Below are 17546 nucleotides of genomic sequence, written 5' to 3'. Positions count from 1 at the left end.
GAACTGAAGGATATATCAATTAGTTAGGAATAACTTTGCTTAAATTTTCGAACATAGTCGCTTGAAGAGCTACATAAACTTGTTCTTCGAAAGCAGCATCGACAGTTTGGTCTTTAGCTATTTGGCTAGCTATCTGTTTTGTAGCTGCAACCATTGCTTTAGCTACAGGGTTATTACTGTTTTGTGCAGCAGTAAAGTTACAAGCATTTTCTCCAAATAGTATACCATCAGCATCACTTACTTGCTTGTAGATACCGTTTTCAGCGATAGCATTAGCTACTGGAGCAGCAACAGCACTTGCAGGTCTTAACATTAAAGTATGATCTTTAACGTAAATAACACCTTCAGAGCCTATAGCAACAGCAATAGCATTGACAGCAGCTTTAACAGCCCAGTTATTTCCAAGTTTATCTAAATCGTATACTTTAATATCACCAACATTTATGATATCAAGGAATTGAGTAAGAATAGATTCTACTGCTTTTTCATCGGATAAGTCTTTTAATACGTTTCTAGCTGTAGCTACATTGCTGTTAGCTCTAACTTCAAGTAAATCAGCTTCACATATTGATTGAGCAGTTCTAGGAGAAGCTATTTTCTCTTGAATACCACTTTCTAAGTCGCCCAATGTAGTCACTGTATATGCAAGAGTGTTTACATTAGCGTAAGTAGTAATTGCCTTATCATTATTACCACCTTGGATCATCTGAATAGCTTGAATAGTCAAGTAGTTAGTTATATCGTTAAACTCTATAGCTGTTTGAGCATCTTTGCTATTTATATTATATTGACCATTCCAAAGAGCAACTCTTGCGCTCCAGAATTTATCTATATTATTTCTATAACCAATATAATCAAGAGCAGTAGCTGAATTCCATGCAGCTGTTAGCTCAGATGAAACTGGTTTAGCAATATCATTATAGTATGCTGTAGGACCATTTACAGTTATATTTTGGATAATATTGAATTGAGCAATCTTTTCTTCTGCATAAGCTTTATCGCCTTTTTCAATGCCTTTTAAGATATCAATTTTAGTGTTTATGGCTTTTAACTCAGCTTTCTTTTGAGCTATTTTACGATCATAATTTAATTGTTTAACTTTTTTACCGATTCCTGAAACATTATTTCTTTTTTCAGTCCATCTTTCGATAGTTTCATTAATTTCATCTCTTTCAGCTCTATATTTTTCAAGACCTTGAGCAGCAGAAGCTTCGTCTTTCATATACATATCTTTAGGCTTAATAGAATTAGGTATTTTAACTTTACCATTGTTAGTCAATACTAGACCTCTAGCTATTTTTTCACCGTTTGTTTGGATATCGCCAGCATCTACAGCTATGCTTTTAACAGCATAAATTGGTGAATTAGGATCAGTATCCGCAGCTGTTTCAACTTTATTTGAATAATCAACGATAGAGTTGTTTACAATGTTAGCATTTAAATCATCTGCATAAACAGAAGTAGCTGCAATTGAACCTAAAAGAGCAATAGTGATAGTTTTTTTCATTCTAATCTCCATGATTAATAAAATATTAAATTAGTGTTACTAAAGTATTTAAAATACACGACTATTATATTTAATATTTATTGTATGTCAATATTAAAATTAAAATAATATTTAAAGTATTTATTTTTTATTAATATTTGCTTTGTATTTATATGAACTTTGTGTCTAAAACATTTAGGAGTAATGATTTTATAAATAAATATAAAATTAATATATAGTGTGATTATTGAAAAATATTAAGTGTATTTGAGAACGAAGATAAGTATTTATTTATTAATAGAATATTTATATAAACTTTTATACCATAAAAATATAATTCCAGCAGCTAGCAATTTACAAAGGCAAGGTAGAACACAATATATAAACCTAAGAGATATTTCAAGATTTTCAGTATTAGATGAAAATGAGGAGTTAATAAGAGGAAATGTTATAATTGTTGCAATCGCATAACTAAATTTAGTTATAAACGCTAGCATAGCATAATAACCGTTACCAAGCTCTTTTCTTTCTGGATAGCTATCTATCCATTTGGCTAGAAGTATATTTGGAAGAATTAATTCAGTTGCAAGTCCAGCTCCAGAAATAAAACATATCAACGTAAAGAGTATATAATCGCCATCAGATAGAGCAAATACAAAAGAAAATATACTTGCATAGAATAAAAGAGCATAACCCCATGTTTTAATAATTCCAAATTTAAGAGAGATTTTTTTCATTATAGGAATGAAAAATATTGCCCCAAAAAAATACGTAAAAATATATAGTCCAGTTAAGTCTGGTGTTTTGAGAATATATTTACTAAAGAATATGATAGTAACTGCAGGTAAAGTTGATCCTACAGCACTAATTGTATATCCGACAAATAAAAATATACCATCTTTGTCAAAGTGATCAATGTAATTCTTAATATTGAAACTATAAATTGTATGTTTAGATTTATTATCTAGATTAACTCTATTAATCCATTTAAAGAAAAATATGGTAGCTACTAAGATTAGTATTATTGCAATAATAGCATATAAAAAATAGCTTCTTCCATGCGGCATTAAGGTAAGTAAAACAGATAGTAATATCGAAGCGATTAATACACCTAGTATATTAGAAATTTCACGGGAAGAAATCACTAAAGATTTACTATTGTCATCTTTTAACCAAAGAGCTCCTTTTGTAGTTGAGAATATTGTAATATAGCTAAAAGCAAGCGTAGATAAAAAAATTCCAATAGAAAGATTAAGTAAAATATTTGAAAATATTGGTACGCATATAACGTATACTCCAACTATAAATATAGCAACTACAGCTACCAAACTAATTTTACTTAGATAGTGAAATCTATCACAGTACCAACCAATTAAGGGATCGAATATAGCATCTAATGCTCTTAGTATGAATAAAACTATACTTAGTATAGTTAAGTTTATTCCAAAATTGGTATGGTAGTATTCAGGTATAAATATATATATAGGAATACTAGCAAAGGCTACAGGGAAAGCTATAAATGCATAGTTAAAAATATCTGACTTTTTAATATTCATATAAATGATAAATTATTATACTAATACTATAATACCATTTACCTAAATGCATTTTGATCTAAATTTTATTACCAGTTAATTTTTTTATTTGGAACCCATTTATCTAGCAGGCTTTTATATTTTTTCTCTAAAATCTCTTTAGGAGGTAGTTCTGGCAGTTTCGAATATAAATCAGCTTTCTGGAAAGCTTTTAATAGAGGTAGTAATAGCCAATCTTTTTCATTAGCAAGTTCTTGATAAGCATGTCCTCCAGTTTGAGGAGTGTGCCATGGATAAAATGAGTGATATCGTAGAAGATATAATCCTTCATACGGTATATCACTACCTTGCTCAAAAACTTTATAAATATATTCATCATGGCCAAAACTCATATCAACATTATCAAAGCCACATTTTTTCTTATATTTTCCATAATGAGTTTCAGATTCAGTATTATAGTTATTATAATCTTTAGAGTCCTTGACAAATTCCCTATGAGAAAAAACATTAGCAGAAGCAAAAGGGCAAGCAATAGGATATGTATCACCAACAGTTGACCATTGAGGTAATTGACCATATTCTGGTAATGTCATAATTTTGCCTAAGTCATGCACAAAACCAACTAGAGGGAACCAAGACCAGTCTTTAATATGGGTATACAGATTTCCTAGACTTTGTTTTTCAGTATAAAAATCTTGCCAAATTTTAGGAATACTTTGCCACTCATGATCTCTAAATAGTGATCTAATTAAAGCATTTTCTCTAAGTTCAGTATCACTTTTTAAGAACTTATTTTGGCAAGCTTCTGCTGTTTGATAGGCATGTTCAATTTGTGGAAGATCGTTGTCTGGATCACTTTCATCATGAACGTTTTCTAAAAGCTTAAATACTTCGTAAACATCCATTTTTCCCAAATCAAGTTTGAAGTATTTATCCTTCATTTGAGTAACATATTCAAGATTTTGATTGATATGCATATCTTTATATGTTCTTTCTACACGATCTTGGAATTTACTATCTGTATAGTTACGAAATTCGCCAAATGTATTTTCTACTGTTTGAGACATAATATCCACCTCTATTAATCAATAATTTCTTTACCTAAATATCTCGTTTTTATACCTTTATTCAGGTTGTTTTCAATAGTTTCTAAATCAACTCCTTTTGTTTCTGGAACAAAAAGATATGTTACAATAAACGCTAAGCTGGCTACGCATGCATATATCCCGAAAGTAAATGAAACGCCCAGTTTTGTTAAAATAGTTAAAAATGTAGCAGCAACAATAAAATTAGCTAACCACTGTATTGATGCAACAAAACTCATCGCAGACCCTCTAACACTTAAGGGAAAAATCTCCGAAATAATTAGCCAGAAAAGAGAACCAACACTAATACAATATCCCACAATATATATTAAAAGACAAATTAAGGCTAATATTGCGACAGTACTACTTGTAACATTATTAAGCAAATAAATCATGCTAAACAGACTCAAAGCAGCCATAGCGGATCCAAGTAGTAGGAATTTTCTTCTACCTAATCTGTCAATAAACATTATAGTTATAATTGTAGCTATGAAGTTAACGAGTCCTAAAGAAAGGGTCATAAGCATCTGCATTTCACTTCCATTAAAACCTATATTTTCCATTATATATGGCCCATAGTACATTACTGTATTTATACCAAAAAATTGTTGAAATATCCCAAGAGCTAAACCTATATATAGAACTGGTCTAATTTTTTTATTAAAAATTGCAGAGAACTTAGGTTTAGTTGTTTTTTCTAAATTATTTTGAATGGCAGATAATTCTTCTGAGACATCATTTGCATTTTCTCTAATTTTTGTAAGTGTCTCGCGAGCCTCTTGTTTTCTTCCTTTAGAAAATAACCATTTAGGTGAGTAGGGCATGAAACACATACCTACAAATAGCATAATCGCTGGTACTAGTCCTGTAGCTATCATAATACGCCAACTACCGCTGCTTGTTAGAAAATAATCAACAATAAATGCTATAACTTGGCCACCTGTAAGAAATGCTCCATTCCAAAGAACTAATGAGCCTCTTTTAGAAGCTGGAGCAACTTCAGCAATGAATAAAGGCACTGCGTAAGATGCTACACCAATAGCAGATCCCAACATAAATCTGCCAAGGACTAATGATTCTATATTTGGAGCTAACGATGCCACCAGAGTGCCTACTATAAATAACAAACTAGTAGCAATCATTACTTTTTTACGGCCAAATTTGTCGGTAAAATAACCACTAGCAAGAGCTCCAAAAAAGGCTCCTAGAACACAGAAACTGACAACCATTTCTAATTGCCAATGCTCAGCTAAGAAATCTTGTTGAATAAATGGCGTAGCGCCAGCTATTATAGATGTATCAAAGCCAAATAGTAATCCACCAATTGCAGCTACTGCAACAATAATAATTACATAAAGTTTCGATGATTTATGTTGATTTTGTTGCATTTTATTATCCTAATAGATGACTCATATTAAATATCTTTATAGATTGTGTATATGTAATATCGTAAGCAATATCTAAAGCATCTTTTTTAGATAGTCTTCCCTGTAGAACCATTTCAGCTAAATAAACAGCATCAACACGTCTAGCGATATCATGTCTTACTGGTATGGACAGCAGAGCTCGCGTATCATCAATGAATCCTGAACAATTATAAAAGCCAGCAGTTTCAGTCACAGCATGACGAAATCTTTTCATACCTTCAGCAGAATCATTAAACCACCAAGCAGGACCTAAAAACACACTTGGGTAATGTCCAGCTAATGGTGCTAACTCTCTAGTATAGGTTGACTCATCCATAGTAAATAAAACTGTCCTAAAGTTGCGATTATTACCTACTTTACTTAAAAGAGGGTGAAGGCCATTTACAAAATCACACTTTAATGGAATGTCACAACCTCTGTCATTACCAAACTTTCTTTGAATTCTTGTGTTATGGTTTCTAAAAACTCCAGCATGAATTTGCATTACAAGACCGTCATTAGTCGCCATTTTTGCCATTTCGGTTAACATTTGTCCACTGAATACACGCTTATCTTTATCTGAAGCAACATTTGTAATTATTTTTTTGAACAGGTTACGACGCTCTGTTTTATCTAAATCATATGTTTTAGGTATAGTCACACCATGATCTGAGGCTGTGGCACCATTAGCCTTAAAAAACTCTCGTCTCTCCGCTAATATTTTAATAAAATCGTCATAGGTTTCTATATTTTTATTTAGTTTCTTGGCTAATTTTTTTATATTCTTATGGACAGGGTGAAGTTCTGGGTTGGTCACACTATCAGGACGAAAAGTTGGAACTACTTTACATTCGAAATTAGAGCTAGCAATATTTTTATGATGATGCAAATCATCAGCTACGTCATCTGTAGTAGCAATAACCTTTATATTGAATTTTTTACATATCTCACGAGGAAGGAAATCTTTCTGCTTTAAACATTTATCTATGTGGTCATATAATTCATCAGCAGTTTCAAAATTAAAAGGTTTGTTGTAGTTAAATACATCTTTGAGTTGAGCATCAAACCATAGACCAACTTGTGTACCTCTAAAAAGGTACCAGTTTTCTGCCACTTTTTTCCATATTTTCTTAGGGTCAGTTTCAACTGGCTTATCATCTTTTCTAGATATGCCAAAATCCTCAAGCCTTAAGCCTTGTGAATAAAACATTCTAAAAATATAATGATCTGGTTTTATAAGTAGTTCAACTGGATTTTCAAAGGCTAGATTTTCATCAAACCATTTTGGATCGGTATGGCCATGAGGACTAATTATTGGTAAATCTTTAATATGATTATAAATCTCTAGAGCTAGATCTCTAGTTGTTTTATCTGCCGGCATTAATACGTTATCGTTTAACATATACTCCTCCTTTATATTAACGATGAACTTCCTATAGCAATAACATTCTCTTGATCTAAGTATTCTTGTTGGTTTTGAGCATTAATTCCTCCTGTTGCACAAAATTTGACCTCAGGGAAAACTGCTCTATAATTTTTTAAGAGTTTAATTCCCCCAAATGCTTCTGCTGGAAAAAACTTAATAGTTCTAAAACCATAGCTCATAACAGTCATGATTTCAAAAGGTGTTACAGCGCCTGGTAGATATTTGAGATTATGTTCTTGAGCGAACTTTAGTAATTCATGATTAGCTCCTGGAGAGACATAAAAATCAGCTTCAAGAAAACGAGCTTTTCTAAAAAGTTCTATATTAGTTATCGTTCCTATACCAATAATTAAATCTCTATTTGACTCTATTACTTTTTTTACAACTTCTAGAGAGTTGGGTGTTCTAAGAGTGAATTCAACTATATTAAGCTTTTTTTCCCTTACCTTTTCTAAAATAGCATTTGCCTCTTGAATAGTGTCTGCAGAAACTACTGGAATAATAGGATTATTTTTAAGAATCTCACCTGTAGGCATTTGTTAACTCCTTTAATTTATCTAAGTGCTTATCCGTATATTTTTTATCAATTATGGCTCCATTATGTTGTATTATTTCTGCAGCAAAATCTTGTGCGAATTCAATACTTGCTTGTAAGCCCAAATTATTAATAAAAGCAGCTAAGAAAGCAGCATTAAAACTATCTCCTGCTGCAGTCGTATCAACTGGGGTAACTACCTTGTTAGCTTTTACTAAATTAATTTTGTTTTGATATTGTAATAGAGTTGGATTTTTACCGTGTTTTATAATGACTATTGGAATATTGAATCTATTATATCTGTCTAAGGTTTTTTGGTAATTAACATCGTCAAAAAGTAACTCTTCGTCATCAAAAGTTGTTAAAACTATCGTTACATACTTTAGTACTTTTTCTAAAAACTCTTTAGTCTGTTGTTTAGATTTCCAGCATTTAGGGCGATAATTTAAGTCAAAAATTATCTCTTTATCATCACCAGAGTTTCTAAAATCTTTTAACCAGTTTGCAAATATTTCTAATTGCTTATTGTCCCATCTTGAGATGGAGATACCTGAAAAATATAAATAATCATACTCTTTACAATACTTATCCAACTCTTCTTTGGATAAATGATAAAAAATATCTTTAATAGGAGCTTGCTCACGCCAATAATAAAAACTTCTTTCTCCGAGATTATCTGTTTGTATAGCATACAAGCCGGGGACTTTATCTTTTATTTTTAAAACTTTTAATGTATCAATATTTTCATCATTCCATTTATTTATCATTTGGTTTGATAAGTTATCATCGCCTAGGGCTGTTAAAAAAGAGACATCACCGTTTAATCTAGCATAATATAGAGCAGTATTTAGAACATCACCTCCAAAATTCAATTTTACTTGTGAGTCTAACTGAGCTTGACCGCTTAACTCAAGCATACATTCGCCAATAGCTAAAAGCTTACTTTGATTCATTTTCTAGCTCTCTTTTTACAGCATATGCAACACCGCGAACTTCAGCAAGACCTTTCATACGACCAATACATGAGTATCCAGGATTAGTTTTCTTATCTAAATCTGATAGCATTTGTTGGCCATGATCTGGTCGCATATAGATTGGCTGAGAATCTTTTTCTATTTTTAAAATCTCTTTCACAAGAGCATACATATCAGTATTGCCACATAAGTGCTCAGCCTCATAGAAACTGCGATTATTAGGATTAAGAGCAACATTTCTTAGATGTGTGAAATAAATTCTTCTACCAATTTTTTTTGCCATAAGAGGAAGATTATTATCCCATCTAGAACCTAGTGATCCAGCACAGAATGTTATACCATTCGCCATAGATGGTATATTCTCAAATAACCAATCATAATCTTCTATAGTGCTAATTATTCTTGGTAAGCCGAATAATTCAAACGGAGGATCATCAGGGTGTATAGCTAACTTCGCACCGACTTCTTCAGCTACAGGAATTACTTTCTTCAAGAAATATATTAAATTATCGCGTAATTTTTCTTTATTAATGTCTTTATATTCATCAAGAGCTGCTTGAAATTGTTCTAATGAGAAACTTTCTTCAGCTCCAGGTAAGCCAGCAATTATATTACAAGTAAGTTTATCAATCTCATCTTGAGTCATATTTTCAAAATATTCTTTTGCTTGAGATATTATTTCAGCCTTATATGCTTTTTCTGAACCCTTACGTTTAAGTATATGAATATCAAAAGCCGCAAATGCTATCTCATCAAAAGATAATGTCTTTGCACCCGTAGAAGTTTGTTTACCTAAGTCTGTACGCGTCCAATCTAATACTGGCATAAAATTATAAATAATTAATTTAATACCACATTTGGCTAAATTACGGATACTTTGACAGTAATTATCTATATATTCATTACGTGAAGATTTACCTTTTTTGATATCTTCATGAACTGGTATACTCTCAACAACAGACCATGTTAAATTTGTTTTACCCAGTCTAGTAGAGTTTTCAACTTCAAATTGTCTTTTTTGAATTTCTTCTACAGACCAAACCTTACCATTTGGTATATGGTGTAGGGCAGTTACAATATCAGTAACTCCAGTTTGCATAATATCTTCAATACACACAGGATCATTTGGACCAAACCAACGCCATGATTCTATCATTTTATTCTCCTAATTTAGTAAGAGTTTTAATAACACCATTTTTATTAATTTCTTCAATAAAAAATACTATTTTTTCTTTTAAATCTTTATTTGTTGCTATTGTTTCCGGGAATATGCTTTTTAATGATAAAAAGTTATTAACTATATCAATAATTTGAATATTCTCTTGATATATCAATTTATAGTCATTTTGTAGAGGATCACTAATTTCTAATATTTTTTCATATTGATCTTTACCACTACAAAATAATATCCAACCAGCCAATCCCAAAGCTAAAATATCATAATTTTGCTTGTTTTCTAAAAGATATACTAAAGATCCTAACCATCTTTGAGGAATTTTTTTAGAGCCATCCATAGCTATCTGCTCAGTTCTATGCTTTAAATGAGGGTTAGCAAATCTATGTAAAAGTTTATTAGCATATTCACTAGTTGAGATCTTTTGTGGTAAACCATCTACTAAAGGAGCTGCAATTTCTAACATATATTTTCTAATGAATGTATAAAATTCATATTGAGATATAACTTCATCAACTGTCTTTAAGCCAGCGTAAGCACCAAGATATGCAATTAAACTATGACTACCATTTAACATAGTTAGCTTTAATTTTTCGAAAGGTTCTATATCTTTAACAAACTCAACCCCAACTTTTTCTAGAGCAGGGCGACCATTAACAAAATCATCTTCGATAACCCACTGAGAGAATTCTTCAGTTGCCACTGCTGAGATATCTTTTTGACCAATCATATTTTCAATGTTATCTAGAGCCTGTTGAGTAACAGCAGGAACAATTCTATCTACCATAGAGCTAGGGAAGCTAACATTCTCTGCTACCCAAGTACTAAACTGCATATCTATTTTACTTGAGAAGTCTAGAATAGCTTTTTTTAATATTTTGCCATTATTTGGCATATTGTCACAACTTAGTAGAGTAATAGCACCAGCATTTTCCTGCCAACGTTTATATAGCCCAGCTATAGTAATTCCTATAGCTGTTTTAGGTGAGTTAATATTAGCTAAATCATAAGCTATATCAGGGTTTTCAAAATTTAATTCTTGAGTTGATAAATCAACATAATAACCTTTTTCAGTAACTGTATAGGTGATTATTTTTATATTAGGATCTGAAATTTGGGTTATTAGATTTTGAGATTGACCATTACCTGCAAAGTAAACATCTTTTAATGCACCTATTATAGTGTTTTTAGTGCCAGATTCATCATTGGTTGATAAAGTATATAAGCAGTCATTTGCTTTTAAATCATCAATTAATTTTTGGTTAGTTCTAATAGTACCACTTATATAGCCCCAGTTTAGGGCATTTTGATTACCAGTATTAAGTAACTTATCAATATAGAATACTTGATGAGCTCGATGAAAAGCTCCTATACCTATATGCAATATTCCTGGCTTTAAATTAGTACGTTGATAGTTTGGTAAACTACAATTATGTAATTTTTGAAGATTAAGCATTATATTCTAAATCCTTATTCATATTGATTATCTGAGGGTGAGTCACTTTGAAATTATCATGGCCCTCATATTGCCAATTAATATTTAGTTTATCATTTCTATTAGTGATTTGAATATTTAAGAAACCACATTCATTGTCTAAGTACTTAGTACTTTCACCATCATCTAAATATATTTGATGTTGAGTAGCTTCCTCACTTAAAGAAGGATAAATTTTATAAACAATATCTTGTCCGAAATTATTAAATTTAGCCTTACATTTATTTATAGTAATTACGCTTCCTTCTTTAACAAATATAGGAATACTTTCGATATCAATATTCAGACTTACAGTTTTACCACCTTCATATACTTCACCAGTATAGTAGTCATACCAGCTTGAACCTTTAGGTAGGTAGATTTCTCTGACTCTTTGATTTTTATCAAGAATATTTGCAACAAGCAGGTTTCCAATCATAAAATCCTTACTTTCTTGAAATGTTTTCTCATCAGATTCAAAATCATAAAAAGTTGGCTTTAAAATTGGTTTAGCATTAGCATGAGCTTGATAACATAACTGATAAATATATGGACTTATCTCATTACGCAAATCAAAAGCTTTTTGAATAGTTTCCAAAGCTTCTGGATACATCCAAGGAGTATTCACTGATTTATCATCGTTCCATGAGTGAATTGTAAATCTAGGATAAAATATACCATGCTGAATCCAGCGAATTAATAATTCTGAATCTGGAGCAGGGCCACTAAAACCACCAATATCATGACCAAAATTATAAATTCCTGATAGAGATAGGCCTTTCGCCATTTCTAGATTATATTTCAAAGTTTTCCACTCTGTATAGTTATCACCAGTCCAAGTTTGAGCATATCTTTGCAGCCCAGCACATCCTGATCTTGTAATTAGGTAAGGACGTTTATTAGGAGCGAAAGCTTTTTGAGCTTCAAAGCTCGCTTTAGTCATTAGCAATGATTGAACTGGCTTGATATGTTTGATTTTTATTTCTTTGTCAAAACCATAACAAACAGCCTCGCCATTATAGACTTCATATTCATTATTATCATTCCAAGTTGATTCAATGCCTTTTTCTAATAATTGTTTTGTAATATTATCCTGCCACCATGAGATAGTTTTTGGATTCGTAAAATCAAGGTAATATCCTAATTCATCCCAAAACTGTGCTAATTCAGGTCTTTGATATTGTTTGTTATATATGAAACCACCAAAACTGGCAACTTCATCTAATTTAGGATGGTCTTGAAGTAGACAAGGTTTGATATTTGCACATAGTCTAATACCATTATCTAAATATTTCTTAGTGAATCCTTCAATATCTGGAAATTTTGTATGATTCCAATTAAATACATATCTCTTATCACCAATAGAGGTATACCCTGAACTTAGCTGAAATGATCCACATTGGATATTATATTTCTGGCAATCATCGATAAAATTATCCATTTGACTCTGGGCATCTGGAAGGTCTGTATAAGTCATTGTAGAACCAGAATAATACAAACTCCAATAGGGTGGTAATATAGTTTTACCTGTTATTGTGCTAAAAGTTTCAGTAACTTCAGCGATATTATCACCTATTATAAAATAGTAATCTAAGTTACCAGCTTTTGCCTCATAGCTAATGTATGGACCATGATAATTATCAATTTCTTTACCAAAGTTAAAAACACTATCACTTAAATTATCATAGAAAATTCCAAAAGAACTTTTATTTGTAGGATTATGAGATATAAAAAAAGGAATGTGTTTATATAAAGGATCAGAGCTTTCTGCATCATAGCCCATGGGATCTATTGATTTCATCTCATAACGTTTTTTATTACGGTTGAGAGAACCAGTTTTTTCACCAAGACCAAAAAACATAGCTTCAGGTTCTTTCTTAATAGCGTGGTATACACTTCGATCTGACCAAAAGTCTAAATTATATGCTTGGGTTTGTAAATCCTGAGATACTTTGATCCAGCTATCAACATTTTTTTTATACCAACTAATTCTAAAGCCATTAAGCTCAATTTTACATTTTAACTTTGATGTTTCTATAAAAGCAAAATCATCATTACCATAAGCTTCAAACTTAGGACAACCAAAACTAGAGGTGTCTAATCTATCAGTCCCTTCAAATGGAATGTCATCTTTTGTTATTGACCAAGTTTTATCTAAAGATGGTTTTAGGGATTTAGTGAAGAGTACTCTGAAAATATTTTCTTCAAGAACAAAAACTCTAGCAAATATTTGTTTTTCTTCTAACTCAAATAAAATGTGATCTACCCTAGTATCTTTAAGTTTAAATTTACAAATGTCTAACATAATTCAAAATCCTAAAATGTATTATTATGGCCCCAAGTTTTTTGATGAGGCCAACCTGTAAGTTCTTCAACAACATTAATTGCTTCTTTGGGAGCTTTTTTGAGTTCTCCTCCAGCTCTTAGTCTTTCTAGTTCAATTACTAATATAGAGTGTTTCGCTTGAGTTAATCTGAATCTTGAGCTTGCAATAGCTCCAATAATACAAAACAGTATAGTGCCACCAATAAAACAGATATTTATTCCTAATAAAGCAGATTCTGATTGAGTTATGACTCCTGCTTTAAAATTAAAAATTGATAAGGTAAAACCAACAATTGCAAACGCTAATGCCTGAACAAGTTTACGTGAAACGGTCATTGTACTAGCAAAAGTTCCTTCTCTTCTTTTAGTGGTTAATGCTTCATCTATATCTGCAATAAAATTATAGATATTCCACGGTGTAAAGTAACATCCTGCTCTAGCAAAACCTAAAACAAATATAATTACAACAAATGAGGTTAAAGCAAGAATCGGAGTAAACATAGGAATGATAAGGAAACTAAGCATGCTTACAAGTAGGCAGCTAATAGCAATTCTATAACTCATCACACTACCAACTTTTATACATAAATATGCAAATATAGGTACTGAAATAACCTGAATTATTGAAAAACATGTATATACAATTGATGCAGAACTAATATTGTAATCTAATATAAAAGTAAAATAGTAAGCAAAACTAGCTCCAAATACATCTAATGCGACAAAAGCACCAATATACATCAGGAGATTAAGTCTAAATGCTCGAACTCGTAGTGTTGAAAATATATTAATAAATATGAATTTTATTTCTTTAAATAAAGAAGAATGTTCTTTTATTGAAACTTCAACTTTTCTTTCCCAAGTGAACTTATAGACAAAGAACCATGGTAGCATGAATAGTATTGAACAAATAACTCCCATAATTATAAAAGAGGTTTTTTCATCAGCAAAAAAATACATAATAGCTGCAGGTAAAAATCCTGCAACAATATTAGAGCTTTGTGAAAAGACCATTCTAATTCCAGTCATCTTAGATCTGATATGATAACTATCTGTCATTTCCGCAGCTAATGTTTCATAAGGAACTTGAATCATTGTGAAAATGAAATTAAAAGCAATATAGCCGAATAAATAGTACCAAAAGCCAAATCCAGGAATCCAAAGTAGAGCAAATACTGAAACTAAAGGAGCGCCTATTACAAAGAAAAACCTTCTTCTGCCTAATGGACCTCGCCAATTATCTGAAATATATCCCATAATTGGATCTGCAAACACATCGAGACCTCGACCAATTGCTACTATTAATCCTGCTTCTGCTGCAGATAGTCCAGCAATATTTGTATAAAAATACATCAGCCATAATCCAAGAATAGTAAAGGCACCACCGCCAAAAAAATCTCCTGACCCGTAGGCAACCATGTTCTTAAATTTCACTTCTTTAGTATTTGACATCATTCTTGTATCTAAGATAGTTATAACTTCAAATATAAGTAATTTAGAGCTGATTTGAAATATAAATTTAATATTTGGTATGTTTTTTTGATTAACTATCATCATACAAACAAATATTATTAGTGCTATTTTTCAAATATTTTTTCTTATAATATAAGTTAATAGTAGCTATAATCGAATTCTAAATAAAATTATCTTGGATATAAAGTTGATGAATATTAGAAAACAAAATTCATTTTTTTTGTTATGTTTTTTCGAATTTTTTGAAAGATTTGGTTACTACGGGTTTAGCTATACTGCTATTTTGTTTTTTATGAGCCAGTATGGTTTTGATTTTACAGAAAAACAAGCTGTACTTCTATTTGGGGGCTTTGCTTCATTAACATATGTTTTTAATGCTATTGGTGGATATGTCGCAGATAAAATTTTTGGCATAAAAAGAACCATGTTTTTAGGAGGTTTTTTTCTTCTGATTGGATATTTTAGCTTAGCGTTAAGTCCTTATTTTGTGAGTATAGATAATTATGTTTATATAAGTTTGGCTTGTATTATTGTTGGGTCTTCATTGTTTAAACCTGCACCTACAAACTTAATATCTAGAATATATACCGATAAACTAAAATTAGATTCTGTTTATACATATTTTTATATGTCGATAAATTTAGGATCATTATCCGCGTCTCTTTTGATACCAGTTTTAGCAACTAAATATGGTTATACTGTTGCATATGGTGTGTGTTCTGTAGGTTTTGCGATAGGTATATTGAATAGTATATTGAGCTACTCTAGTATCAAAAATATTGGTAATGAAGTAGATTTTAAAAACATGGGATATCTAAAAACTATTCTTATAGTTTTGATATTCATTATCGCTATAATGGGACTTAGCATAATATTACAAGCCAATGATACTATAAACTACATATTATGGTTTGGTGCGGGACTCATTTTTGGAGTCTTTGCTTTTCAAATTTATGTTGAAAAAGATCCTAGTTCAAGAAAAAAGATAGTCGCGGCGATTGTTTTATTAGTGTATGCAGTATTATTTTTTATAATATATCAGCAAAAATCAACGTCATTTTTCCTGTTTAACGTGCATCATGTTAATTTGGATTTATTTGGTTATAGTGTCAATCCTCAGAGTATACCTGGAGTTTTGAATACTGCTGGTGTGATTATATTATCACCTATATTAGCTTTTATATATACAAAGCTAGGAGCAAAAGATTTTAGCTTACCATTTAAATTTGCCTTAGGAATCTTATTCTGTGGTTTAGCATATGGCAGTATGTTTTTAGCATGTATAATCAACGATCCCACATCTAAAGTCAGTATACTTTGGGAAGTTTTAGCTATAACAGTGTTTTTCTCAGCTGGTGAGTTATTGATTTCAGCCCTAGGATTGTCTTTAATGGCTAAGCTTCTACCACAGAGAATCACAGGCTTTGCTATGGGAACATGGTTTATAACATCAGCTATTGGTATTAAGATTGGTACAACAATTGCTCAAGCAGTTACAAGTGGTATACAGTATGATGAGTCAAAAGGTTTTGATACTCAGATGACTATAAGTAGTTTCCATAAATATCAAGAGTTATTCGGTTATGTTTCCTTAGTCGCGATAGTTTTTGCAATAATTGCTTTTGTAATTGGCAAAAAACTTAATAAAATGATTCAAGATTAAATAATATCAACCAATTAATAATGATGCATAATCAACTTTCTGCTAAAAAGGCATTAATATTGTTACTACTCACTATAACAATGTGGTCAACAGCTTTTATTGGAATCCGTTATTTGATGTTAAATGGATTTAGTGCTGGAGGCTTATCATTAGCCAGATATGCTATAGCTAGTATTGTTATGCTTATAATATTTTTTAGACAAAAAGATAAAGCTAGGCCTAGTTTTAAGGATTTGTTGAGATTTGCTATTTTAGGCTTCTTTGGTTTTTTTGCATATAACGTACTGTTAAATTCTGGAGAATCTAGAGTTACGGCATCTAGTGCTAATTTTATCATAGCACAAGCTCCCATAATTGTAGCTGTATTTGCATTTATATTCTGGGGTGAAAAAATTAATAAATATGGTATTTTTGGATTTATTTTAGCTATCATAGGTGCCGCAGTAATTTTTTGTTCAAAGAATGATACCTCATTTGAATTTATTGGTATTTGCTTAGTTTATGGAGCCTGTTTTTCAGGTGCTATTTATTCGGTTTTCCAGAAAAGTTTATTTATAAAATTTCACCCAATTGAAGCTATTACTTATTGTATTTGGTTTGGCACGATTATGTTAATGATATACTCTAATGAGGCTTATACAGAATTATCTACTGCAAATTTTACAAGTATCTTTGTTGTTATCTATATAGGAGTATTTCCTGGAGCATTAGGTTATTTATTTTGGGGATATGCTTTTAGAAATATTCCTGCAACAGTTGCTATTAGCTCGTTATATTTTATGCCTATTATTTCTTTATTCTTAGGTTGGATCTTTTTAGGAGAGACAGAAGCATATATATCAATAATTGGTGGAATAATAAGTGTTGTCGGTGCTTTTATAATTAGTAAATATGGCTTAAATAAAAAAACTAACTAAAACTCTTAAATTGTTTGTCTTACCACATTTTAATAAAAATCTTTTTTGTCTATAATATCTGCAAGTTTTTAAA

Annotated in this window: 13 protein-coding genes; 2 read left to right on the top strand and 11 right to left on the bottom strand. The window is 31.0% G+C overall.

Going from position 1 to position 17546, the window contains the following annotated elements; genetic code table 11:
- Positions 1–19: 19 nt before the first annotated feature.
- From F3D57_RS02920 to F3D57_RS02870, 11 genes are all read right to left on the bottom strand, one after another.
- On the bottom strand, positions 20–1507 hold the full coding sequence (locus F3D57_RS02920; RefSeq protein WP_150465138.1) for a hypothetical protein: 1488 nt from the start codon (positions 1505–1507) through the stop codon (positions 20–22).
- 266 nt (positions 1508–1773) lie between these two features.
- The gene (locus F3D57_RS02915) at positions 1774–3042 is read right to left on the bottom strand and encodes an MFS transporter (RefSeq protein ID WP_191092340.1); all 1269 of its coding nucleotides are present in this window, start codon (positions 3040–3042) and stop codon (positions 1774–1776) included.
- Positions 3043–3110: 68 nt separating this feature from the next.
- On the bottom strand, positions 3111–4088 hold the full coding sequence (locus tag F3D57_RS02910; protein ID WP_150465137.1) for an inositol oxygenase family protein: 978 nt from the start codon (positions 4086–4088) through the stop codon (positions 3111–3113).
- Positions 4089–4102: 14 nt separating this feature from the next.
- Positions 4103–5494, bottom strand: a complete 1392-nt coding sequence (locus tag F3D57_RS02905; RefSeq protein ID WP_150465136.1) for a sugar porter family MFS transporter — start codon at positions 5492–5494, stop codon at positions 4103–4105.
- Between the two features lie 4 nt (positions 5495–5498).
- Positions 5499–6914, bottom strand: a complete 1416-nt coding sequence (gene uxaC / locus F3D57_RS02900; protein WP_150465135.1) for a glucuronate isomerase — start codon at positions 6912–6914, stop codon at positions 5499–5501.
- Positions 6915–6925: 11 nt separating this feature from the next.
- The gene (gene eda / locus F3D57_RS02895) at positions 6926–7474 is read right to left on the bottom strand and encodes a bifunctional 4-hydroxy-2-oxoglutarate aldolase/2-dehydro-3-deoxy-phosphogluconate aldolase (protein ID WP_150465134.1); all 549 of its coding nucleotides are present in this window, start codon (positions 7472–7474) and stop codon (positions 6926–6928) included.
- Positions 7461–8426, bottom strand: a complete 966-nt coding sequence (locus F3D57_RS02890; RefSeq protein ID WP_150465133.1) for a sugar kinase — start codon at positions 8424–8426, stop codon at positions 7461–7463. Before F3D57_RS02890 ends, eda begins: the two co-directional genes overlap by 14 nt.
- The gene (uxuA, locus tag F3D57_RS02885; RefSeq protein ID WP_150465132.1) at positions 8413–9603 is read right to left on the bottom strand and encodes a mannonate dehydratase; all 1191 of its coding nucleotides are present in this window, start codon (positions 9601–9603) and stop codon (positions 8413–8415) included. The genes F3D57_RS02890 and uxuA overlap by 14 nt, the downstream gene beginning before the upstream one ends.
- A gap of 1 nt (position 9604) precedes the next feature.
- Positions 9605–11077 carry a mannitol dehydrogenase family protein gene (locus F3D57_RS02880; RefSeq protein ID WP_150465131.1) on the bottom strand — a complete coding sequence of 491 codons (1473 nt, stop codon included), beginning with the start codon at positions 11075–11077 and terminating at the stop codon, positions 9605–9607.
- Positions 11070–13400: a TIM-barrel domain-containing protein gene (locus tag F3D57_RS02875; RefSeq protein ID WP_150465130.1), complete on the bottom strand. Its 2331-nt coding sequence runs from the start codon at positions 13398–13400 to the stop codon at positions 11070–11072. Before F3D57_RS02875 ends, F3D57_RS02880 begins: the two co-directional genes overlap by 8 nt.
- Before the next feature lie 11 nt (positions 13401–13411).
- Entirely contained in the window at positions 13412–14977 is a 1566-nt protein-coding gene (locus F3D57_RS02870; RefSeq protein WP_224728142.1) for an MFS transporter, read from the bottom strand.
- Positions 14978–15080: 103 nt separating this feature from the next.
- On the opposite strand from F3D57_RS02870, the gene F3D57_RS02865 reads away from it, so the two are divergent.
- Both F3D57_RS02865 and F3D57_RS02860 read left to right on the top strand, forming a co-directional pair.
- On the top strand, positions 15081–16556 hold the full coding sequence (locus tag F3D57_RS02865; protein WP_041263751.1) for a peptide MFS transporter: 1476 nt from the start codon (positions 15081–15083) through the stop codon (positions 16554–16556).
- A 23-nt stretch (positions 16557–16579) separates the two neighbouring features.
- Positions 16580–17473: a DMT family transporter gene (locus tag F3D57_RS02860; protein ID WP_150465189.1), complete on the top strand. Its 894-nt coding sequence runs from the start codon at positions 16580–16582 to the stop codon at positions 17471–17473.
- Positions 17474–17546 lie beyond the last annotated feature (73 nt).

Origin of the sequence: Francisella sp. SYW-2 (genome assembly GCF_008711475.1) — a bacterium.
Lineage (GTDB): Bacteria > Pseudomonadota > Gammaproteobacteria > Francisellales > Francisellaceae > Francisella > Francisella salimarina.
The sequence above is the reverse complement of the archived record's forward strand: the minus strand, read 5'-3'. Positions and strand labels throughout refer to the sequence as shown.